This window comes from Gelidibacter salicanalis, from assembly GCF_007997285.1.
Classification (GTDB): domain Bacteria; phylum Bacteroidota; class Bacteroidia; order Flavobacteriales; family Flavobacteriaceae; genus Gelidibacter; species Gelidibacter salicanalis.
This window is the reverse complement of record NZ_VORX01000006.1, coordinates 17,823-42,023: the sequence shown is the minus strand read 5'-3', so window position 1 is coordinate 42,023 and position 24,201 is coordinate 17,823. Positions and strand designations below refer to the sequence as shown.

At 39.8% G+C, this 24,201-nt stretch carries 15 protein-coding genes; 1 reads left to right on the top strand and 14 read right to left on the bottom strand.

The window, feature by feature from the left end; translation table 11 throughout:
* Position 1: 1 nt before the first annotated feature.
* The 9 genes from cyoE to ES711_RS12360 form a co-directional block, all read right to left on the bottom strand.
* Positions 2-895 (bottom strand): heme o synthase, encoded by an 894-nt coding sequence (cyoE, locus tag ES711_RS12400; protein ID WP_146893622.1) that lies wholly within the window; start codon positions 893-895, stop codon positions 2-4.
* Positions 896-1,102: 207 nt separating this feature from the next.
* Positions 1,103-3,214 (bottom strand): energy transducer TonB, encoded by a 2,112-nt coding sequence (locus tag ES711_RS12395; RefSeq protein WP_146893621.1) that lies wholly within the window; start codon positions 3,212-3,214, stop codon positions 1,103-1,105.
* A gap of 168 nt (positions 3,215-3,382) precedes the next feature.
* Positions 3,383-4,171, bottom strand: a complete 789-nt coding sequence (locus tag ES711_RS12390; protein ID WP_146893620.1) for an energy transducer TonB — start codon at positions 4,169-4,171, stop codon at positions 3,383-3,385.
* A 181-nt stretch (positions 4,172-4,352) separates the two neighbouring features.
* Positions 4,353-5,081 (bottom strand): energy transducer TonB, encoded by a 729-nt coding sequence (locus tag ES711_RS12385; RefSeq protein ID WP_146893619.1) that lies wholly within the window; start codon positions 5,079-5,081, stop codon positions 4,353-4,355.
* Positions 5,082-5,145: 64 nt separating this feature from the next.
* Entirely contained in the window at positions 5,146-5,508 is a 363-nt protein-coding gene (locus ES711_RS12380; protein ID WP_146893618.1) for a VanZ family protein, read from the bottom strand.
* Positions 5,501-5,881, bottom strand: coding sequence for a glycine cleavage system protein GcvH (gene gcvH / locus ES711_RS12375; protein ID WP_146893617.1), 381 nt, complete (start codon positions 5,879-5,881; stop codon positions 5,501-5,503). Before gcvH ends, ES711_RS12380 begins: the two co-directional genes overlap by 8 nt.
* Before the next feature lie 58 nt (positions 5,882-5,939).
* Complete coding sequence (gene sov, locus ES711_RS12370; protein ID WP_146893616.1) at positions 5,940-13,136, bottom strand: T9SS outer membrane translocon Sov/SprA; 7,197 nt, start codon at positions 13,134-13,136, stop codon at positions 5,940-5,942.
* A gap of 6 nt (positions 13,137-13,142) precedes the next feature.
* On the bottom strand, positions 13,143-13,724 hold the full coding sequence (ruvA, locus tag ES711_RS12365) for a Holliday junction branch migration protein RuvA (RefSeq protein ID WP_146893615.1): 582 nt from the start codon (positions 13,722-13,724) through the stop codon (positions 13,143-13,145).
* Between the two features lie 55 nt (positions 13,725-13,779).
* Positions 13,780-16,083: an NADP-dependent malic enzyme gene (locus ES711_RS12360; protein ID WP_146893614.1), complete on the bottom strand. Its 2,304-nt coding sequence runs from the start codon at positions 16,081-16,083 to the stop codon at positions 13,780-13,782.
* Positions 16,084-16,433: 350 nt separating this feature from the next.
* Here ES711_RS12360 and ES711_RS12355 point away from each other — a divergent pair, with 350 nt between their 5' ends.
* The gene (locus ES711_RS12355) at positions 16,434-18,212 is read left to right on the top strand and encodes a hypothetical protein (protein WP_246139189.1); all 1,779 of its coding nucleotides are present in this window, start codon (positions 16,434-16,436) and stop codon (positions 18,210-18,212) included.
* Between the two features lies 1 nt (position 18,213).
* Here the strand turns inward: ES711_RS12355 and queG are convergent, their stop codons facing one another.
* From queG to ES711_RS12330, 5 genes are all read right to left on the bottom strand, one after another.
* On the bottom strand, positions 18,214-19,140 hold the full coding sequence (gene queG / locus ES711_RS12350) for a tRNA epoxyqueuosine(34) reductase QueG (protein ID WP_146893612.1): 927 nt from the start codon (positions 19,138-19,140) through the stop codon (positions 18,214-18,216).
* Positions 19,141-19,322: 182 nt separating this feature from the next.
* Positions 19,323-19,646 carry a GIY-YIG nuclease family protein gene (locus ES711_RS12345; RefSeq protein ID WP_146893611.1) on the bottom strand — a complete coding sequence of 108 codons (324 nt, stop codon included), beginning with the start codon at positions 19,644-19,646 and terminating at the stop codon, positions 19,323-19,325.
* Between the two features lie 139 nt (positions 19,647-19,785).
* On the bottom strand, positions 19,786-21,120 hold the full coding sequence (locus ES711_RS12340) for a cytochrome P450 (protein WP_146893610.1): 1,335 nt from the start codon (positions 21,118-21,120) through the stop codon (positions 19,786-19,788).
* A gap of 82 nt (positions 21,121-21,202) precedes the next feature.
* Positions 21,203-22,228 carry a Holliday junction branch migration DNA helicase RuvB gene (ruvB, locus tag ES711_RS12335; protein ID WP_146893776.1) on the bottom strand — a complete coding sequence of 342 codons (1,026 nt, stop codon included), beginning with the start codon at positions 22,226-22,228 and terminating at the stop codon, positions 21,203-21,205.
* A 171-nt stretch (positions 22,229-22,399) separates the two neighbouring features.
* Positions 22,400-24,196, bottom strand: coding sequence for a cytochrome c oxidase subunit I (locus ES711_RS12330; RefSeq protein ID WP_146893609.1), 1,797 nt, complete (start codon positions 24,194-24,196; stop codon positions 22,400-22,402).
* Positions 24,197-24,201: the final 5 nt, after the last annotated feature.

The following is a 24,201-nucleotide window of genomic DNA, read 5'->3' as shown; positions in this document are numbered from 1 at the left end:
ATTATCGTATAAATTTATCTGCAACGTAAACAATTTGCAATAAGGTGATGTAAGACACACTTGCAATCATTAATTGTTTGGCTGCTGTTGCTGTTCTTTTTTTGAATAATTCCAATGCGTAATAAATCATCACTAAACCTAAAGCAAAGACAATGACTGCCGCCACAATTGATAGTTTCAAATCTCCGGTGATTCCAAACACTGGAATGATGGAAATCAGTACGGTCCAGATGGTATACATGATGGTTTGGGTGGCTGTGCCTTTATCTCGTTTTCCTGTAGGCAGCATAAAAAAACCACCCTTTTTATAGTCATCGAATAAAAACCATCCGATGGCCCAAAAATGTGGAAACTGCCAAAAGAATTGAATCGCGAATAAGGTTCCTGGCTCTATTCCAAAATCATTGCGTGCGGCAACCCAACCCAACATAAACGGTATGGCTCCAGGGATAGCTCCTGCAAACACTGATAAAGGCGTTTTGGTTTTTAAAGGAGTATAGACACTTGTATATAAAAATATAGAAATGGCGCCGTACATGGCGGTTCTTGGATTGATCACATACAAGGTCCCAATACCCAAGATTGTAAAAATAACCGCAAGAGTAAAGGCTGAATTGACGGACATCCGACCGGAAGGAATGGGCCTGTTTTTGGTACGATCCATCAACGCATCTAAATCGCGCTCTATAATTTGGTTGTAAGCATTAGACGCGCCAACCATAAAATAGCCTCCAAAAGCCAATAATACAATAATACCAAAGTCAATAGACTCAGCACCCAGCAGATACCCCGCTATGGCCGAGAAGACCACACTTAAGGACAACCTCATCTTGGTTATTTCCTTAAAATCAGAAATAATAGAGACCTTTGAAATTGAAGTTTGCGTGATTGCCAATTGCTCTTGTATTTGTCGCTTTTGAATGCGAGTGCAAAGATACTTTGAAAATTGGTTTTGAGCAATTCAAATTCGCATTAAATAAATTAGAATGGGGAATTTGATATTCAACAAAATAGAAGTCCGTTTTCTAACTCGTAAAACACCACTTTGTAGCTTGAGTATAGTGATGGATGTAAGTGATATTTTGTTTCCGACACCATTTATTTAATAATCAAAATACCAATTGAACAAGTCGGTTTTGACGCCCACATTAAACCACACCGTACTGTTATTAAACGTGGTTTCGGTATTCGCTTCTGGATTAAAATTTCTAAAACTCACATTGGTAAAGATTTTTAAATGACTCACCGGATTCACAACATAGCCCGCCTGCAACTCCGCATTAAAAGTTTTGGTCGTGTTGCCCTGCCCTATTTTTACACCAGAATCAAATGGTCGCTCATTATAATTTCTGTAAACATCTCCGCCGTAGCTGAAATTATCGGTCCCGTCATTAAAATCAAATCCTCGGGTACCAAAGATGAATTTAGCATCTGCAAACCAACGCTCGTAGTTATAATGGCCAATAGCTATAAATTCCCTAAAGTTAGCACCCCACAAGTGCGCCATAGGCTGGTTGCTGTGGGCGTAATTATTAACTATGGTATTATGCGAATAGGTATAAGGGCGCACTTGGTTATATTCTAGTCGCAGCATTAAATTGTCCACTTTAAAAGCGTCATAATATTTGACACCTAATTGGTATCCAAATTTGTTCTTCCAACTTTTATTTTGAGCTTTCACATCGCTCAAGGAAAATTCATCTAATACAAATTGTCCGTACAAATTGATTTTATTGTTCCATTTATATTTTGCGGAAGCACCTACGATCGCATTTCCTGAACCCTGCCCTGCTTCAAACTCCACCGCCCTAAAAAAGATGATGGGATTCAGGTAATTGACATCAAAGCCCCTGCCATTGGTATCGGTCCACATTACCGATTCAAAAAGCCCAATATTTAAGCGTTTGGATACGTTCCAGCTTAAATAATGATTGGCCATATACTTGGTCAAAAAAGCCTTGTCTTCAACTACGGCATCGCGCACATCGCGGAGCCACATCCAGGTATTTGTATATTTAATTTTCCAGAATTTGGTGTTTAATTTTAAAAACGTCTGCGGATTCGATACGTCACTTTGCAATAAGGAACGATAGCCATCCCCTATAAAATTCTTACCATGGCCAAATTGCACATTAATGAATTTGGCCGGTGCATAAGACAAATACGCTTCGGCCACCGGATAATCATACGCATCCTCTTTAAAACGTTTGGCAATACCCCTTCCAGGAACAATGGCCGGATCAGGACCAAAAGCTTTTAAACTCTCGGCATATTGATTGTAATATTGAGCAAAACGCCCTTGACTTTCAAAAACAGAAGCTGAAAAACTAAACTTTCTACCGAGACCCCCCTGAATGTAGATCCCTCTAGTATTATTATAAGTGGTAGAAAAATCAGCATCAGTATCTTTACCAACTTGCAAATCGAAGACTGGATCAATCGTAAACCAATAATCTGCTCCTTGTAGTTGCACCAAATGCTCATCAAATAATTTTCTGCTCCACCAAGCATCTGAACCTTTTAACAAAGCAGCTTTTTCAGCTTTAAAATTGTAATATGGTGCCACTTCTTCATACACAAATGGTTTTGCTGCTGTATGGCTATTAGTACCCAAAGCGTTCATATCAGGATCAAAACGCGAATAGTATTGGTGCGTAAATGGAATGTTTAACTGACTGCTATATTCGAGACCTTCATATTTTTTAATGGCTTTGGTTATGCTATCAAATTCATTGGAGATAATGGCATTGAGATCTTCAGCCTGTGTGAACCTTTTTTCTTCTTCTATTGTGCTCGTACCAAATTCTGAAGGGTGGACGAGTGGGATTTTTATAGCTAACGAATATTGATAAAAGGTTGGCTTTCCATTGTAAGTACCAGGCACTGTTTTAGGAAGGCCAGCAAACACTTTTTTGGCCTCATCTTTTAAGGCTTCAGATAGCGCTTCAACGTAAAGCACATGGATGTCGCCTTCCTTATCCACTTCAAAAAGCACTTTTACATTGCCTTTATATTGATTTTTTAAGAGCTCTTGTGGCAGCTCAAAATTTTCAAAAATATACAGATTGAGTTTAGAGTTAAAACAGGCCTTCAAATCGTTGATGGGCTGGTCCTTACAACCAGGAAAAACGGGTGGTTTTTCATATATTTTGACATTCTGAGAAATACTGCTAAGATAAAAACAGAGACATACACTTAAGAAGACATACTTCATAGACAGTTCCAACCAATTTTTAAAGGAAAGATACTATTTTTTTTAAAATAGATGGATACTATGTCAAAAGTTAGCGCCTTATTCAAATTCAAAAAGAGTTATTGAGATCAAGCTTCTCATAAAGGTGACTCAATAACTCTAGGAAATTAGGTGATGTTTTTGGATGACTTATTGCACATCAAAAATAATAGGTAAGGTATACATCACAGAAACCGGGCGGTGGCGTTGTTTGCCTGGTGTTAATTGTGGCACTTTACTTAAAACCCGCTTGGCTTCCTCCTCCAATTTAGGTGAAGGTGCTCTAGACATGATTTCCGTAACGTTCCCTTTTTCATCAATTTTAAATTGCACATAAATTTTTTGTACGCCCGTCATACCCATGTCACTCGCAATACTCGTGTCGAATCCTTTCTGGATAAGTGTACTGAGTTTATCGGACATACAGGATCTCCGTTCGTCATTAGTAGTCGCAGCTTCACAACCTGGGTAAATTGGCACTTGCTCAACACCTAAAATATTAAAAATTTCAGGTTCATCACGCTCTGGTGGGGCAACCAGATTGATGTGGTCAGGATTGATGGGTTCATGATATACTTCAGGCTCGGTTAACAAAACTTCAGACGGGGCTTCAAAATTGTCTGGCTTGATGATTGGCGTTTGGTTTAATAACACGATTGGTTTTTGAGGTTCCATGCGTCTTAACTTGTTTTCTTCCATCTTAAATAGTTCAGGCGTTACTTCGGCAAAAGGCTCATCGATGACTACTTGACTCAATTGAACATTTTTGCTCTCAAATTTCATCTCAAATAAGGTATAGGTCACAAGCAAACAGAGAATCAACCCGACTTGAAAATATAGCGCGGAGTTTTTTTGTAAATTTGCATCATGCTTGTGAGGTTTTACGTGACGTGGATTGCTCTGGCCAGCAATTTCACTCGTATTTTTAGAATTCTTCATAATATTTAGATTTAAACTGTTAATATTATGCTAAAATCACAACAAGCATACCAAAACGAAAATCCCGACTAAATTAGTCGGGATTCTTATTTTAACGAATTGACACCGAAGGCAATACCACTTAAAAACCAAAAAACCCCGAAGCTTTCGCAACGGGGTTTTACTATTGTAATATGTTTTGTTAATCTTGAACTTGGAACAAGATTGGTAGAGAATACGGTACTGTTACCGCTTTACCTCTTTGCTTACCAGGTTTCATTTTAGGTAGCAAGCCAATCACACGTTGTGCTTCCTTCTCTAAACCAGGGTGCGGTGCTCTAGCCATAATGTTGGTAATACTACCAGACTTATCAATCTTAAAGATCACGCTAATACGTTGTCTTCCTGAAAGACCTAATTCTGATGCTAAATCGGTATTAAATTTCTTATTTACAAATTGACTGATTTTATCAGACATACATTGTTTTTTAGCATTGTTTCCATTTTCGTTTTCACAACCAGGAAAAACTGGTACATTTTCAATAACTGCAAACGGGACTTCAATATCTTCTTCTGGAGCATCTACAACAACCACATCTTCAACCTTCGCTATTTTGTCATCCTGATTTGTTTCAGTAGACTCAATAATAGTCTCTTCAACTTCTTTCTCATCCTCAACAATCTTTATCTCTTCTGGCGCTGCTGGTGGCGGCGGTGGTGGAGGTGGAGGCGTTTGTAACTGCTCAGTAATTGGAATTTCTTCTTCCAATTCGTCATCCATATTGATCATTCCAATATCAATGGCCTCTTTATCGTAAGTCTTGTAATTGATAGCCAAATTGGTTAACAATAACATTAAAGCAAGCCCTACTGCGAAATAGATCGAACTATTTCTACCGACGTCTGCTTTTCTATTTTTTTTTGGTTCCATGTGCTTAGAGTGTTTTAGGAATGCTAAAATAACCAATAATTTGTTAAAAAAGCAAGGGATTAATTTAATTTAACTTTAACTTTCTATAGAAGACTACTAAGAGTACAGCAAATATTGCACCAAAAACATTGGCAATCATATCATAAACGTCAAAGGTCCTGGTACTCGTTAAATAATTTTGAAACAATTCCATCAATACCCCATAGATTGCTGCTGCAGCAAGGGCAAATACTAAAGCGTTTTTATTCTTTAACGTATTTAAATAATTGTACACCAAAATGGTGAGTACAAAATAAGCTCCTGAATGGTAAATTTTATCATCAAAGGTTGACCCTAAGTTTTGGATATTACCAAGTGTAGCCAAGCTCAGCACCAGCAATATAGCTGCATAAGCTATAAGCAGCGCTAAAGCAAAATATTTATGCACCTATTAATTCTTTGTAGGCATCCGCTGAAAGTAACCCGTCAATTTGAGTCACATCTGAAAGCTTAATTTTAATCATCCAACCGTCGCCATAAGGATCTGAATTCACTTTTTCCGGCTCATCTTCCAATGCAGAGTTGAATTCAATAATCTCTCCTGAAAGTGGCAAGAACAAATCAGATACTGTTTTTACAGCTTCAACGGTTCCAAAAATTTCCTCAATCTCTAAAGTTTCATCTACAGTTTCAACTTCAACATAAACGATGTCTCCTAATTCACCTTGTGCGAAATCTGTAATGCCTACAGTTGCAACATCACCATCAATGCTAATCCATTCATGGTCTTTGGTATACTTTAATTGTGCTGGTATATTCATTATTGTAATAAATTTATTAGTAAAGCAAATGTACTTTTTTAAAAGCCGTTAATCAAAATTAATTGCCGAAATTATATCGCAAGGTAATGCCAGACCGTATTGTGGTTTGTGGGAATGCCGTGGATATGGCATATTCTGAGAATGTATAATCAAAATAGAAAATTCCGGTCAAGTTTTTACTGAACGCATAATCTGCAGAATATTTTACACCCCAGATGGTTTGCCCTGAGGTGACCTGATTGTCATCTAAATCTAAATACCTGATGATGGTCTTATTGTCGCGTAAAGACACATCGGCCTTCATGTTCAGATCAGCCTTGATGATTTGGGTAGGTCCCGCCATTTTAGAACGTATTCTTACGTCCTTAATGCGATAACCCAAGCCTAAGGTATACTCATTTCCCTTGATCTCCGTGAGCAAATTATTGTCAAAACTTAAAGAAAGGATGCGGTCCTTTTTTACCTCAGCTAAAATCTTTACTGAATTCTGCATTTCAAAATCCAATTTTACCAATGGGCTAAACATTTCTTCTAAGTTGATATTACTGAACAAGGTTTGATTTTTAAAATTGCCACCCTGGTCAAGTGCCTCCGGAGTGTCCTGATCATAATCTAAATTGGTTCTGAACTGATTAATGGTATATCCAGAGCGGTAGCCATGAGACACTGAAAAACGCTTGAACTTATCTTTAAACCATTTTAGACGCATTAACCCAGTATATTTTAAAGTCCAGTTAGGAATTGGAATATCTCTAAATGCCTTGAGTTTCACATTATCTGGGTTAGACCCTTGGTAGGCCGATAGAAAAGCGGGTAATAATACGGCTTGGTTGTTTTTACCGAAACCTACAGGGTAGCCTTCCGCATCCGTAGGGTAGGCATTGTTTCCATAAAAATCTTGGGCCAAGCGTTGCGCAATCACCAATCGGTTAGATCTGAAATCATTAAAAGCCGCGGATTGTTGCTCATCACTCGGGCTAAACGCGGTTTTAATTAGCGCTGTTGAGATATTGAAATTCCCAAAAGAATTGGTAATGAGCGTGTTGTAGGCATCACTAATCCCATCATTGTCAAAATCTAAAGTGTTGAAATTTTCATTAGTGTTTTCAGAATACATCCTACTCCCTATCAGATCAATTTTTAAATCCTTGATCACTTCAATATTGGCAGACACATCCAGAATACGATTGGTCACTTCGGAGTACTGCTGATTAAAGTCAGGGTACACGGTTAGCCATCCATTTCTAGCCACTAAATCCCTTATATCGCTTTGGCTCCCAAAAGTGTAGCCAAAGGTTGGTTTCATAGTCCCTATAAAACCGGGAGTTCTTAAGTAGCCCGGTAAAAACGACCCATTATTTTCACTGTAGTTAACTTGCACCCGTTTAACCATAGTTACCACATCCACAAAAGTATTGAAAGCCTTGGTGCCGGCATTAGAATCAGGGTTTTTCTGCTGTTCAGCATTTGGATTGTTCGGATTGGTTCTGCGTTCCAAACCATCAGGCGTAGGACGCCTATTTTGCGCCGCAGCGTTCGCATTCCCTTTTCTGACCAGCCCCACGTACTTATACAAAGTTTCCATGTTTAAAGTGGAATTGATGTTATGGGTATTGGCGTTCTGTATGGAATTCCCTAAGTTATAATTGGTAGTAACGCCCGTGGTTTCATCTATGATGGGCAGATTGGTGTTCAAATCTGAACCTTTTTGCCATTGGAAATCGCCAGTATAAGAATACGTCGCTTTTAAGAAACTAAAGGTCGGAATTTTATAAAGTGGGATTTCATAATTTAATTGCAACTGCTGATTCTGAATGTTTGGATCTCCAAAATCAAAAAAGCCGTCCCACACCGTTAAGGTTGGATCTTGTCTGCCATTAATCACATCATCCACAAAATAGTTTCTCACGATATTGGTGTTGTTCGCTGAAAAATTCAAGTTTAATGACTTTGATAATTGGTAGTTGAGGGCATACTGAAAATCGAATCTGTAATTTCGTCGGAACAATTCTTCCAAGCCAATATTATTGCCTGCCAACTCCACCTCTCTAAACTTCTGTTTATTGAATTGACGCAAGATATCCGAATTAACCGTAAAACTATTCGGCAATAAATTGAAATTGATGTCCTTTAAAATTTTAAGATATTTGTTGGTGAACAACGAGTCATTTTTAGCAAAAGGCTCATACGTAATCGGTTCAAAACTATAGGCGTAATTAACTCCGGTCCTTAAATTTTGATCTAAGGCATTTTCAATTTCAAAATCGCGATGCTCTACCTTATTATAGGAATAATTAAAGGTCAGGTTCTCCACATCGTAGAATCGCGGTTTTTCATCGCCTGTACGCTGTTTTCGCACCCCAATAAAATTGATGCTTTTCCGTTTGGTATAATCTTGAGACTGTTCTAGAATTTCATCCTCTTCCTCAGACGAACGTGCTGCCTCACGTCTTGAATCTAAAGTTAAATCGTTATAATATTGATCGTATTTAGGCGTGATCATCTCTTCACTCTGCCCATAATTAAACGGTACTTGAATGCCCCATTTCTTAGGCAATAGTTGACCTAAATTCATATTGGTCACCACATCGTATTGTTGCACGTCTTCACGACTGCGCTCATTAGGACGTTGTTCTATCCCGCCAAAACCTACGGTGCTTTGTCTTCCAGTAGCACTGATGTCAGCAAAATCCGCAATGTTGGAGTCCATACTTAATACTGCAGCCCAACCGCCTTCATTATCTAAATCAGAAAGACGCAATTCATTAAACCATACTTTACCACATAAATTGGTTGCGGTAGTGTTGTTTTTTACGCCCACCATCAACACTCTGACATCTCCAAAGTTAGGATTTCCTTTTATGGCGACACGGGTTTCTCCCACTTCAAAAGAATCGGCGCCAGAAACTAATACAGGCCCTGCTGAGGTCACGTTATAAAGGGTTGGGATTTGATTGGACAACGTACCATCGCTAATTCCCATAGATTTAATTTGCTGTAAAACATCTAAGGTGATATCAATTTCATTTTCAGAAGGCCAAACCTGATCACGTCCGGCACCAGATACCACGTTTAATGGCACTTGAATTTCATAGAAATTTTGGGTAAAGTCATTCCCCATGCGAATAAATCCGACCATTTCGCCTGGATTTAAAGTGCGTCCTTCCGTCGCTTCAGCGTGCATAAACATTTTAAGTTTCTTGTACTGACGCATGTCAATGCTGATATTTTTATAGACGCCGCGAGAGTCGCCACCTTCCAATTCGCATACCTCAACGACCAAAGACTGTTCGTTTTGTCGTTGGATATTGTTGTTGTTATTCAACTGCTCCAATTCTACGCCTGGAGGCAGCACGTAATTACCTTCATTTTCTTGTAATCCAATAACCCCCACACTAAAGGATGCATCACTACTGTTGTTGGTAGGATCCGCATCTAAATCTAAACCATAGCGTCTCCAATCACTTCTAACCAAATCTAAACTTGCAAAACGCATGACGGTTGGTTGAGAGAATTCTTTTAAATACATTCGCGCAAAGCGGATGGATCTGATATCTGTAATTCCGCCAATAGCACGTGTGGCCTCATCGATCGGGATTCGGAATTGGTACCATCTCACATCTCTATTTTCGCCATTAGGCAAGGTGATGTTTCTGGTTTTAACGTCATTTATTAAAGCATTGTTAGGATTGTCTAAACTGGCACGAGAAATATCAACTTCATATTCATAATAACTATCAATGGTGTTCATGGTGTTATCTCTGTTGATATCCTCTACATCAGGTTGCGTGGTGCTACCGCGATTGGTGTCCGAAAAGACATCAGGTGAGTTGCCCTCCGTACCGTTATATTTTTTGTACCGATCAAAAATATTCCCTTCTGCCTGTAAAAAATACTGGTAATTATCGTTAGAAGGATCATCGCCAAATTGCGATCCAAATTCTGCGATTTCCTTAGCATCGTTATAACCATCATAACCGACATCCTGATTTTCGCGCTCTGTTCCCAGACTTGAAAATGCATAGATTAGGGATTGGTTACGGGGCACCACAGAACCAAATTCGGTAGTATTCAAGCCGCTGACATCACCAGTATCTGGCAACCCATTTTCGTACTGTTTTTTACCGTCTTTAAGGATGTCTTCAGAAATATTTCCAAGATTTAAAAGCAACTTCCCGCCCGGGTTAGTCGGATTATCCAAGAATGGATCTTGCACCCAAAATTCAATATATTCAACGTTGGCCTGCTCAAAGTCCGTGCTGGTAATTTGACGTGTGATACCCGCCCAACTGTCACGAGGAGAAGTTAAGGTGTTTGGCAAATTAATATTTTGAGTCTGGAAATTATAAGGTCCGCGTTCATTAGGATAATAGGCCAAATCTAATGTTTGGATCACCGTGCTTTGCCCCTGTACCAAATCGCGTTGCGGGAAAATCTCGTCTATAAAAACACGTCTGGCATATAAGTCGGACAGATCATTCTCAGTAATCCCGTTAGGACGTTGCGAACTGTAAAAAATAGGATCAACGCTGTACCAATTAAGCATCGCTCTATTGTACCCGTTTTGGATGCCAATGTCATCTTCATTGACGCCAATTCCCAATTTTTTTGGACGACTGGACAAGAACCATGCTTGTGGCGCTAATAAATCGATACTCCCTTGCGAACCTTCAAAGTCATCTACATAAGCGGTTGATTCCCCCTGAAAATCGGTGCCTTTTGGAGCGCCAGGCATGAGGTAAGCAAATTCGCCTCTAACCGACAGGTTGGAAGGCACATCCGTATCAATATTTGGCAGTTTATTAGCCAAACGGGTTAGGAAAGGTACGTCTGTCGAGTAATTCCCGTTCAGACCTAAAATAGTATTATTAATCGATTCTGAATTGTAATTGGCTTTTTGGGTGATGGGACGTTCACTAAGATTTAGAAACGTGGCCCCAAGTACAAAATTCTCATTAAATTGATGCTCTACGTTGATACCGGTGAAACGTTTGGTCTGTTGGCCGAACACCGCATTGTTTTCTACTGATACATTAATCGGCGTGTTGGAGGCTTTCAGTGCTTGGTCTAAAATCTCAACCCGTCCTAGTTGATAGTTCACCGTATAATCTACCCCTTCTACTAACACACGGCCACCCGCGGTTACTTTAACAGAACCTCTCGGCACATTAAAAGCACCAATGGCAATGCCATCACTTCCCGTAGATTTATAACGGCCTTTTAATTGGAATTTATTCTTGTCGGCCTCTTCTAATGCGGCTGTTTTGGTGCCTTTATAAAGCAAGTCGTACACATACTTTTCCTGATTGGGATTCGTGTAGGTCGGATCATTATAATCTGAAGGATAGGCAGGATCTGCCAAAACATCAAAAAGATATTTCCCGAAAGGCTCTACTTTTGTGAAGATAATTTTCCCATTTTGGGTCAACACGGTGATGCCCGGTACAAAATCGAAAAATCCATCTCCATTTTGCTGCGGATCGTTGTTGTAGTTCAACCGGTCTAAATGAAACAGGCGGATTAATGGTGTTTCCATTATGGGCGTATCATCAGAAGGATCAGGAGTATTATTATCATAAGGTGGGAAAGCAGTGCCTTCAACTGGTTTAATATAATTGAGCGGTGAGGCTTCCGTATAGAAAATATTTAATTTAAAATCTTCTTGGCTCAATTGGTAGGCGCCAGAGTCATAAATATTCTTCATCATCAAATCCCAAATCGGTTGATTCACGTTAGTGATCGCGCTCTTTAGCATCTTTAGGATCAAGTTATTGTTATTGATCACAATATTTCCGGTATTAGGATCAGTAGCTGAGTCCGTAGCCTCAACCCCATCATTCGCAAACTCCCCAACTTGGTACACCTTGTCTCCCACCGTATATTGGTAAGCCACGGCAAGCACCTCATCATTAAGTAAGCGTTGGTTTAAGGAAATATACCCCAATTGGGTTTGAAGCGTGTAATCATACCCTTCAATCAACTTTCTCGCATTCTCCAATTTGCCAAAGTCAAAACCTTCATTTGCGGGAATATTGATTCCTTGCTCAACACGGGTTATGTCTCTAACGGCAGTATTTAAGTTAGATCCGGCTCCTCCAATGTTAGTAGGATCAAAGCCGTTGTTTTTATTGTCTGGGAGTGGACCTGGCCTTAAGATACTCACATCAGACCCCACCCGTTGCGATTCCCCAAGATCCTGAAAAGCCGCCACATTACGCACATTATCGGTTTGGTTGCTCCGGTTGGTGACCCAGACTTCTATACGGGTAATTTGAACATTACTATTGATGTAGGGGTAACGCTGCAGGGCAACGTCATAGCGGTCTCTAAAATATTGTGCTAAGAAAAAATGCCGATTCTCGTCATAATCGCGCGCGTAAAATGAGAATTCTTCAAGCGTGCCGCCACCTTGTGCCACAACGGAGCGCGACTGTGATTTCTGCTCAGAAAACACCGCTGTAACCCGTGTTTTCCCGAATTGCAATTCGGTTTTAACCCCAAACAAACTCTGTGCTCCGGTAATCAATGAACTGTTGAGCGGCATGCTAACGTTACCTACCTCAATTTTTCTGACGATATCGTCTTCAGTTGGGGTGTATTCTAATTTGATTAGATTTTGAAAATCGAAAGTGGATTCAGTGTCGTAATTAGCGGTGACCTGCAGACGGGTACCCACTTTACCCAATAAACTCAAGCTGATGCGTTGATCAAAATCGAAGGTAAAATTACTGCGGTTTCGAGGTGAAAACGATGGATTGTCCTGTTTGGTAAACAGGATTCCCAAATCCATTTCTACCGAGCCTTGCGGTACGACCTCAATGGTATTCCCGCCAAATATCGATTCAAAAAAACCGGAATTAACGTAAAACTCTGGTAAAAGATTTTTTTGCTGCCCTTCTGTACCGTCTTTTTTTCCTTCGGCGATATCAACTTTCTGCTTGTAATAATTTTTCAGATTCTCTTCCAATACCAATTTCTGGTATTCCGTGGGCGTTAGGATAAGTGGGTAATTGATATTAAAACTTCCTACTGTTTGGGTAAAGATATACCGATCCGTGATTGGATCATATGTGTATTTTGATACAATACTTTTAGGATTAGGCATTTTTATGCTGCCTAACACATGGCCCGTTTTAGTGCTGTCCTGTGCTGCTGGAATTTCCTGTGAAAACCCGAATTGACTGATGAACACTACTATGACCAGAAGCCATACACGTTTTAAAGACTGAAATAAGCTTGGGTTAGTGGTGCTCAAAATCGGTTATAAATTTTTTAATGCCGCCTTTATAATAACTTCAACGTTGGCATCTGGTTGGTTGGCAACAATTTTCTCAACAACACGTTCAGCTTGTTTTCGTGCAAATCCGAGAACTTCTAAAGCTGATAACGCTTCATCTTTATGAGTATTGTTTTGGACTACAGAAAGTTCATCTATGTCATACACTTTAAGAACTTTATCCTTTAGATCCAAGATCACGCGAGCGGCGGTCTTTGCGCCAATGCCTTTGATGGATTGGATTAATGCCACATCACCATGAGCAATGCCCTCGCGCACCTGTTTAGGAGTTAAAGAGGACAACATGGTACGTGCCGTACTAGAACCAACGCCACTAACCGAAATTAATAATTTAAAGATTTCGCGTTCCGCAATGGAAGAAAAACCAAATAAGGTATGGGAGTCCTCCTTGACTTGCAAATACGTATACAGCTTTAAGGATTCCACATCGGGAATTTGAGAATAGGTGTGCAATGAAATATTGATGTGATAGCCTATCCCATTACAATCTATGACAACATCAGTTAAATTTTTTTCAACAAGTTTCCCTTGAATATGTGTAATCATGTACTGGCTTTAGATGATTTCAAATGTAATAAAATTATTTTCATTGCTCAGCGGATTACTTGGCTAAAGCCGCTTTCACTTCTTGCTCCTTTTTCTCCTTATACTGCGCGTCAATCACCGCAATAGCGGTCATATTCACAATCTCATCTACACTGGCATCCAACTGAAGAATGTGCACTGGTTTACGCATCCCCATCATTATTGGCCCAATAGACTCTGCTTTATTTAACTCTTTTAAAAGTTTATAGGTGATGTTTGCCGAATCTAAACTTGGAAAAATTAGGGTGTTTACTTTGCGTCCCGCCAATTTTGAGAAAGGGAAGAACTCCTGAAGCATGTCTTGGTTTAAAGCAAAATCTGTTTGCAATTCACCATCCACCACCAATTCGGGATTGGATTCGTGTAAAATTTTCACTGCATCTCTCACCTTGGTCGCCCTCGGACTAGGTGAAGAACCAAAGTTTGCAAAGGAAATCATGGCCATAACAGGCTCCATCCCGAACATTCTTACCGTTCTTGCGGTCATTTGGGCAATTTTGGCCAAATCTTCCGCCGGAGGATCAATGTTAATAGAGGTATCACTTAAAAACATAGGCCCACGTTGAGTCATCATAAGGTTTGTCGTAGCAATACGTGTGGCGCCTTTGGCCAAACCAATCAATTCTAACATCGGTTTTACTACAGAAGGATAACTGCGTGAGAAACCAGATATCAAAGCATCTGCATCACCTTCATTGACCATCATGGCGGCAAAATAGTTACGCTCGCGCATTAATTTTTGGGCCGAATATAAGGTCACACCTTTGCGTTTGCGTTGTGACCAATACACTTCCGCATATCTATTACGACGTTGTTCTTCATCGTCCGTTTTAGGGTCGATAATTTCAACATTGGCATCAAATTCAATTTCCGCCATCAAACTCAATATCGTTTCTCGTCTTCCCAAAAGAATCGGAATGGAAATACCTTCATCAAAAGCAATTTGAGCAGCTTTTAAAACATCTAAATGGTCAGCTTCTGCATACACCACGCGCTTCGGGTCCATTTTTGCACGGTTGGTCAGTAAGCGTACAATTTTATTATCAGAACCTAAACGTTCCAACAAACTATCGCGGTACTTTTCCCAATCATGTATGGCCTCTTTAGCTACACCACTTTCCATGGCGGCTTTTGCCACCGCTGGTGGCACTTCAGCAATCAAGCGAGGGTCAAAAGGTTTCGGAATAATGTATTCTCTACCAAAGGTCAGATGGGTTTCGCCGTAAGCAATATTAACCTGCTCAGGCACATTTTGCTTGGCCAAATTAGCCAGTGCGGTTACTGCGGCCATTTTCATGGCTTCGTTTATTTTAGTGGCCCTAACATCTAGAGCACCTCTAAAAATATAAGGAAATCCGAGTACATTATTTACTTGATTAGGATGGTCAGAACGGCCTGTAGCCATAATGACATCCTTACGTGTGTCAATTGCCAATTGGTAATCAATTTCAGGATCCGGATTGGCCAAAGCGAACACAATCGGGTTATCTGCCATAGACAGCAACATCTCAGGAGAGAGAATATTAGAGGTGGATAAACCAATAAAAACGTCGGCATTTTGCAGCGCCTCTGCTAAGGTATCAATTTCGCGGTGGGTTGCAAATTCTGCTTTTTCCGCAGTTAAATCGGTACGTGTCTGTCTGATAACGCCTTTACTATCGGTCATCACAATATGTTCACGTTGAGCACCAAATGCTTGGTACAAACGGGTACATGAAATAGCGGCAGCACCGGCTCCACTAATCACAATCTGCACCTCTGCCATGCTCTTACCCGCAAGTTCTAAGGCATTCAACAAGGCTGCTGCCGATATAATAGCCGTCCCGTGCTGATCATCATGCATGACCGGAATGTCTAACTCCTCTTTTAATCGACGTTCAATTTCAAAAGCTTCTGGAGCTTTAATATCTTCTAAATTAATCCCTCCAAACGTTGGGGCAATCATTTTAACGGTCTGAATAAATTCCTCAACATTTTCAGTATTCACCTCAATATCAAATACATCAATATCAGAAAATATTTTAAATAGAAGTCCTTTTCCTTCCATCACTGGTTTAGAGGCTTCCGGACCAATATTGCCTAATCCTAAAACGGCAGTACCGTTAGAGATTACCGCTACCAAATTACCTTTGGCTGTATATTTATAAACGTTGTTGACATCTTTAGCAATCTCCAAACAAGGTTCTGCAACTCCCGGTGAATAAGCCAAGGACAAATCGCGTTGTGTCGCGTATTTTTTGGTAGGAACGACCTGAATTTTACCAGGTGTCGGTTTTGCGTGGTATACTAATGCCTCTCTACGTTTGCTCTGTTTGCTCATATTATTAAAAATTTTGCTAAGAAGCAAAGGTAAGCGTTTTATGAGAAATGTAAACTGACATTAAATGGAATTGCATAAATTTATTTACCTAACGGATGCTGTAAAACTAAGTCTAGAACAAGTATCCCTAAAGTCCGTAAATTCCGTGATTTTAAACCAAGAAAATTAATAGTTTTACCACACTATATTTTTGATAGTGAACACGGCAATTGAATTATATTTGTAAGTTGTATTTTTGAATCCCCAATGTGCTGATGCTTTTAAAATCCCTGCTTTTTATAAGTCTATTTTGTTTAGGTCACGGTGTTGTTTTTTCACAAGAAAAGAGCACTGAAAAAGACTCTACCAATATGTACCAAAAATTAGAGGTATATTCTAAAAAAAGAAAATTCACCAAAGCACTTCACAAACTCGTTTTCAGATCGACCGCAAAAAAACCGCTTAATGCGGTTAAGAATCAGCCCAAGCAAGATTTTGCGCAGTTTGAAGGTAAAATTATCCGCAACATTACTATAGGGAGCCATGACCCGTTTGGATTCTCTTTTTCAGATAGCACTGAAACGGCGAATAGCTGGGTAGAAAAAACCGGAAACTTTATCCATATCAAAACAAAAGCGTTTGCCATAAGAAACACGCTGCTCATTAAAGAGAACACGCCGTTAGATACGTTTCTCTTGAGAGAGAGTGAGCGGTTGTTACGTTCGCAAAATTATATCCGTCGGGTGGAAGTGACCGCAAAACCTGTAGAGACCTCTAACGATTCAATCGACCTTAATGTTGAAGTTTTAGATTCATGGAGTTTAATTCCTAACGCAACGGCCTCTACCTCAAAAACAAAACTAAAATTAAAGAATAGAAATTTTTTAGGTTTTGGCCATGAGTTTAGCAATACAGTTGTAAAAAGTCTGGAAGAAGGTAATTATGGTTACGACATGAGTTATACCGTTCCAAATTTTAAGAACACCTTTATCGAAACCACATTAGCCTACAGAACGGATTTAAATGGCTATTACACAAAACTGCTTAAAATTGACCGCCCTTTTTATTCCGCCTTATCCAAATGGGCCGGTGGAATTTATTTTGATGAACAATATCGCAAGGAATACATCCATAACGGCGATCCAGAACTTCAACTTCAAGATTTTAAGTACTTAACCCAAGATTTTTGGGGTGGTCAGGCGTATCAACTTTTTAAAGGGAATTCAGAAAGAGAGCGAACCACAAATTTTATAACCAGTCTGCGCTACCTGCATGTTGACTATAAAGAACGCCCAACAGCCGCATATGATCCTGTGGGTTATTTTGCTAATGAAACATTTTATTTGGGCAGTGTGGGAATTGCTTCCAGACAATTCGTTAAAGATGATTATATTTTTAGAGATGGCACCATTGAGGATGTACCCGTTGGGACGGTGTATGCGGTGACGGGAGGTTACCAGCGAAAAAATGAGCGCAATCGGATGTATGTGGGTGTTAAGGCTTCCCATGGCAATTACTTTAATTGGGGATTTTTAAGTACCAATTTTGAGATCGGAAGTTTTGTGGACAATAACCATTTGGAGCAAACTACCATTTCATTGCAGGCCAATTATTTTACAAAGCTCATCTCCTTGGGGAAAGAATGGAAGATGCGTCAATTTGTAAAACCTCAAATTCTGATTGGTACAAATCGGCTAGATTCAGAAGGAGACCGTCTCACCATTGACCACAACAATAAGTTTAGAGGGGTCTATGATCATAACTTTGATCTTAAAAATGGCGCAGGAATTAGAGGCTTTGATAGTGACATTATGGGAACCAAAAAATATGTTCTGTCTTTACAAACACAGTTCTATTCTCCTTGGGATTTATGGGGTTTTCGAATGAACCCGTACCTCAATTTTAGTGCTGCTGCTTTGGGGGACGAAGGCACGTCCATAACCAATAGTAAGGTGTACACCTCTTTTGGAGCCGGATTTATTATCCGTAATGACTATTTGGTTTTCAGTTCCTTTCAAGTGTCTTTTTCCTTTTATCCTCAAATTCCGGGACATGGAGAAAATATTATTAAATCCAACGCTTTTGAAACTGACGATTTTGGATTTCAAAGTTTCGACTTAGGAAAACCTAAACCGGTGTGGTATAATTAAATTAACCTTCTTTTATAAAATTAATATTACGCTTTAAACCTTCGAATTTTGTGCGTTTTACTGGCGATTTTGTAAAGAGATCCTTAAACACATCTTCAGTAATATCTTCCCAATCTTTTTTGGTCATGGATAATAAATCAGGATGCGGATTAAATAAGGGTTCACTATGCGCTTTCGAAAAACGATTCCAAGGACAGACGTCTTGGCAGATGTCACAACCGAACATCCAATCGTCAAATTTGCCTTTAAATTCGCTAGGGATTTTATCTTTTAATTCGATGGTAAAATATGAAATACACTTACTGCCATCTACCACATAAGGTTCCGTAATGGCTTGGGTGGGGCAGGCGTCAATACATTTGGTACAGGTACCACAATGGTCTGTTGTGGGTAGATCATATTCCAATTCGAGATCAATAATTAATTCTGCCACAAAATGAAATGATCCGGCTTGTTGGGTTAGCAGCAGGGTATGTTTTCCCACCCAACCTAAACCAGATTTGGCCGCCCATGCTTTGTCTAATACAGGAGCAGAATCCGTAAAGGCGCGACCGTGCACCTCGCCGATTTCCTCTTGAATGAAATTTAGAAGTGATTTAAGTTTGTCTTTAATGACAAAATGATAATCTGTCCCGTAGGCGTATTTAGAAATTTTATAGGTGTGGTCTATTTGGTGTTCTTCGGGATAATAATTTAATAGTAAGGAAATAACCGATTTAGAATCCTCCACCAGTTTTGTGGGGTCCAAACGTTTGTCAAAATGATTTTCCATATAGCGCATCTCCCCGTGCATATTGTTTTTGAGGTAGCGCTCCAATCGTGGTGCTTCTTCCTCCAAAAATTGAGCTCTGCTAATGCCACAAGACAAAAATCCGAGGCGTTTAGCTTCTGATTTTATGAGTTGGCTGTATTTGGATTTATGATTCACTCTTTAATTTGTTAATTTACTATCTGCCTGATGGCAATCTAAATATTCGTCTGGCTGCACGTTGTTAAACTTTTGTCAGGCTGAGCGTAGTCGAAGCCCATAAGAAACTCATAAAGTGCGATGTACTCGCCTATCACGTTAAACTCTGTGCTCGTCTCTCAGGCTGAGCGCAGTCGAAGCCCTTACTTTCCATTATCAGGCCCATATTTATAATGCGTCGCATTCCGACATTCCGCTAATATTTGCAATCTATCAAAATCCCCCTCAATTAAGGCCTTCTTTTTAGCCCTTGACCACCCTTTTAATTTCTTTTCATAAAAAATAGCTTGCAACACATCATTAAACTCTTGATAAAATTCCATTTTGACTGGTCGTTTCTTAAACGTGTAACAATCTTTATGTTTTCCTAGTTGATGCTCTTCAAATCTACGTGCAACATCGTTTGTGATTCTGGTGTAATAGGAATCGTCAGCACATTTTAAAATATAAACGTAATACTGGCACATTTCGTTTTGATTTGGTTTTGATCACTATTATTAATTTCTGAGTTAAATAGGGCTTCGACTGCGCTCAGCCTGACAGTTCGTTTGTTAACGCTGTTTTTCATCTAAAGCTTCGACTGCGCTCAGCTTGACAACCTCACCCTTAAACACGCCTTTCAAATCGCATTAACGCATTTTTAGGCTTTAAGGATATTAGAGGGGTGATTTCAATAGTCTCAAATTCTGGGTGAATTTTATAGTTTTTAATCAATTCTGTTACCGCGATAATCATTTCAGACATGGCGAAATTGTTACCGATACATTTTCTTGGGCCTGCTCCGAATGGAAAGTACTGGGAAGAAAATTGACGACTTCCCTCGCTAAAACGCTCTGGCATAAAGCGGTCAGGAGTTTTCCATAAATCTGGATGACGGTGGATTTCATAGATCGAAAATAACAGATTCGATTCTTTTTTGAACAGCAAATTATTAAATACGTCTTCTTCTATATTCACCCGATCAATAAAATACACCGGTGGGTATAAACGCATTGCTTCTTCAATAACCTGTTGGCAAATTTTGGAGGCCATTACCCTTTGCATGATATCAGCAGAATCTGATGGTGTTGCCAAACTTTCTCTATAAATCTTTTCTTGCCACTCTGGGTGTTGCGCTAAGAGTTGAAAAGTAAACGTGAGTGCATTGGAGGTAGTTTCATGACCTGCCGTAAACAAAATCAAGATTTCATCTATCAATTGTTCTTCGTCCATAAAATTGCCATCTTCATAACGCGCTTCCAAGAGCATGTCTAATAAATCGTCATGGCGTTCTGAGGCATTGCGTCTGGTGTTCACAATAGTTTTGAGTATTTGACGGGCTTCTCTGGTGAGTTCCAAATGCTTTTCTATAGTGCCGCTAGCCTTAAACCACCATCCTAAATAGGGTTGACGCAATTCTCTTACCAACATTCTTTGGGCTGCTTCTGTGATAAACTGTAAGCGGTTGATGTCTTCTGTACTTGCAGCACTGCTGAATAAGGATTTTACCACCGTTTGAAAAGCCAAATCATTAAGCACCGGGAAGGCATCCATAGTTTTGCCCGGCTGGATACGCTGATATTCGGATTGGATGGCCGCTAACACTTTACTCATTAAATTTGACAGATGCGACTTATGAAAGGCAGGTTGAATTAATTGGCGTTGTTTTTTCCACAGCTCACCTTCAGCCGTAAGCAAGCCTCGGCCCACATACTTGACCAAGTCTACCGTTTGAATTTTAGACTTCTTATAGTTTTTTTGATTTTTTTGCAGGACATATTCGGCAAACGCAGCGTCTCGTGAAAAGACTACTTCATTGGTAAATCCGACTTTTAATTTAAAGGTATCGCCTTTTGCCGTGAAGTTGGCGTGATGAAATGGCAAAGGGTTTTTAAGAATATCAAGTGAATGCTTAAGAAAGTCAATTAAAGGAACAGTAGGGATGTCATTGTTGCTTGGCATTATATGGAACTTTATGGTGCTAATTTATAAACTTGAACTGCTGCTTCCCCTCATTGACGAGTACAACACTGAAAAGGCTAAACTAATTGAAGAGACCGCCTTGAATATTACTCTTAACTCTTCCCAAATGTTTATAGGCCAAATCCGTGACTTCCCTACCTCTAGGGGTGCGCATGATAAAGCCTTGCTGAATTAAGAATGGTTCATAAACTTCTTCTATGGTTTCCGCACTTTCACTCACCGCGGTAGCCAAGGTGGTGATTCCTACTGGACCGCCCTTGAACTTATCGATAATGGTCATCAATATTTTGTTGTCCATTTCATCAAGACCGTGAGCATCTACATTGAGTGCTTTAAGGGCGAATTTAGCTATCGTGATATCAATGCTCCCATTGCCTTTGATTTGAGCGAAATCGCGCACGCGTCGTAGCAGGGCATTCGAAATACGCGGGGTACCTCTACTCCTACCAGCTATTTCAACCGCCGCTTCCATTGAAATGGGAACATTTAAAATAGATGCACTCCGTTGTGTGATAGTGGTGAGCAATTCTGTGTCATAATATTGCAATCTGCTCTGGATTCCAAACCGTGCGCGCATTGGGGAGGTAAGTAAGCCTGACCTCGTGGTAGCGCCAATCAATGTAAACGGATTTAAGTTGATTTGCACCGTCCGGGCATTAGGCCCTGACTCAATCATAATGTCAATTTTATAGTCTTCCATGGCGGAATACAAATATTCTTCCACTATGGGGCTCAACCGATGGATTTCATCAATAAACAATACGTCGCGTTCATCAAGATTGGTCAACAGTCCGGCAAGATCTCCAGGTTTGTCTAAAACAGGACCAGAGGTCACCTTTATATTAGCACCCAACTCACTTGCCAAGATGTGGGCCAAGGTTGTCTTACCGAGTCCAGGAGGGCCGTGAAATAAGGTATGGTCTAAAGCTTCGTTTCGTTGATTTGCCGCCTCTACAAATATTTTTAAATTTTCCAACACCTGATCCTGACCAGAGAAATCATCAAAGGATAAAGGTCTTAATTTTTTCTCGACATCAAATTCTTCAGGAGAAAAATTGTCGTTGGATGGATTGAGGTTGTCGTTCATGTTATTTCCCACAACAGTGGGAATCTTATTTTAATTAATACTAGTGTCTATAGATATTATTCCGATGGACAGAAAACAAAGATAAACAAAAAGCCTTTCTTATTAAGAAAGGCTTTTGAGTTAGGATTGAATTTTGAGAGGTCTTAAAGACGCTCGCATTCTAAAATTTTATTAGTGTTGAAGTTCCTCTTCACCTTCTTTTAAAGGGACGTTCTGAGGCACAAAGTCATCATCATGACCTGGTTTACTGTAATCATATGACCAACGGTATACATGAGGAATAGCTCCTGGCCAGTTGCCATGGATATGTTTTACTGGTGTCGTCCATTCCAACGTCGTTGATCTCCACGGATTTTGAACCGCTTTCGCCCCCATAAACATGCTAGAAAAGAAGTTGTACAAATACACAATCTGAACAATACCTCCAATGATAGCAAAAATAGTAATAACAATATTCACATCAGCTAAATCGTCAAATAACGGGAATGCTGAGTTGGTATAGTAACGTCTTGGTAATCCTGCCATACCGATAAAATGCATAGGAAAGAATACGCCGTACGCACAAATTGCAGTCACCCAAAAGTGAATATAACCTAGGTTTTTATTCAACATTCTACCAAACATTTTAGGATACCAGTGGTACACCCCTGCAAACATTCCGTAAATAGCTGAGATACCCATAACTAAATGGAAGTGAGCAATTACGAAATACGTATCGTGTACGTTAATATCTAAGGCACTATCTCCCAGAATAATTCCGGTTAAACCACCAGTGATAAACGTCGATACGAATCCGATAGAGAATAACATGGCCGGGTTCATCTGTAGATTTCCTTTCCATAAGGTCGTAATCCAGTTGAATGCTTTTACGGCAGATGGAATAGCAATTAATAATGTGGTAAAGGTAAATACAGACCCTAAGAATGGATTCATCCCTGACACGAACATATGGTGACCCCAAACAATTGTCGATAAGAAGGCAATTGCTAAAATGGAAGCAACCATCGCACGGTATCCGAAAATTGGTTTACGTGCATTAGAGGCCATAATTTCTGACACTAATCCCATGGCTGGTAAAATCACAATATATACTTCCGGGTGTCCTAAGAACCAGAATAAATGCTCAAATAACACAGGAGATCCACCTTGGTAATGCAAAACTTCACCTTGAATAAAAATATCTGATAAAAAGAAGGACGTACCAAAGCTTCTATCCATGATCAATAATAATGCTGCTGCAAACAATACTGGGAAAGAAACCACACCAATAATTGCAGTTACAAAGAACGCCCAAATGGTCAATGGCAAACGCGTCATGCTCATTCCTTTGGTACGCATGTTAATAACCGTAACAATATAGTTTAATGACCCTAATAAAGAGGATGCAATAAAGATAGCCATTGAGATTAACCATAAGGTCATCCCCATTCCTGAACCTCCTTGAGCCATTGGCAACGCACTTAACGGCGGATAGATTGTCCAACCCGCTGCTGCAGGTCCTGCTTCAACAAATAATGAGATCAACATGATGATACTTGAAAGGAAAAACAACCAATAGGATACCATGTTCAAAAATCCAGAAGCCATATCTCGCGCACCAATTTGCAGCGGAATAAGAAGATTACTAAAGGTTCCACTCAAACCAGCAGTCAATACGAAGAATACCATGATGGTACCGTGAATGGTGACTAATGCCAAATAAATGTCAGCATCCATGACCCCGCCTGGTGCCCATTTGCCCAATAACGCTTCAAAAAGCACGTTTGGCTCTTCTGGCCAAGCAATTTGAATACGGAACATGATAGACATCAAAACCCCGATGATACCCATTAAGGTACCAGTAATAAGGTATTGTTTGGCGATCATCTTGTGATCTTGACTAAAGATATACTTAGTTACAAAGGTTTCTTTGTGATGATGTCCGTGATCGTCGTCGTGTGCGTGAATATCTACTGCGTGTGTTGACATAATCT

Bases quoted from the DNA above. Each gene is read 5' to 3' on its own strand.
- ruvA (WP_146893615.1), bottom strand. From the start codon at position 13,724: ATGATTACACATATTCAAGGGAAACTTGTTGAAAAAAATTTAACTGAT.
- ES711_RS12345 (WP_146893611.1), bottom strand. From the start codon at position 19,646: ATGTGCCAGTATTACGTTTATATTTTAAAATGTGCTGACGATTCCTAT.
- ES711_RS12340 (WP_146893610.1), bottom strand. From the start codon at position 21,120: ATGCCAAGCAACAATGACATCCCTACTGTTCCTTTAATTGACTTTCTT.
- ruvB (WP_146893776.1), bottom strand. From the start codon at position 22,228: ATGAACGACAACCTCAATCCATCCAACGACAATTTTTCTCCTGAAGAA.
- ES711_RS12395 (WP_146893621.1), bottom strand. From the start codon at position 3,214: ATGAAGTATGTCTTCTTAAGTGTATGTCTCTGTTTTTATCTTAGCAGT.
- ES711_RS12360 (WP_146893614.1), bottom strand. From the start codon at position 16,083: ATGAGCAAACAGAGCAAACGTAGAGAGGCATTAGTATACCACGCAAAA.
- gcvH (WP_146893617.1), bottom strand. From the start codon at position 5,881: ATGAATATACCAGCACAATTAAAGTATACCAAAGACCATGAATGGATT.
- ES711_RS12385 (WP_146893619.1), bottom strand. From the start codon at position 5,081: ATGGAACCAAAAAAAAATAGAAAAGCAGACGTCGGTAGAAATAGTTCG.
- ES711_RS12355 (WP_246139189.1), top strand. From the start codon at position 16,434: ATGTACCAAAAATTAGAGGTATATTCTAAAAAAAGAAAATTCACCAAA.
- ES711_RS12330 (WP_146893609.1), bottom strand. From the start codon at position 24,196: ATGTCAACACACGCAGTAGATATTCACGCACACGACGACGATCACGGA.
- ES711_RS12390 (WP_146893620.1), bottom strand. From the start codon at position 4,171: ATGAAGAATTCTAAAAATACGAGTGAAATTGCTGGCCAGAGCAATCCA.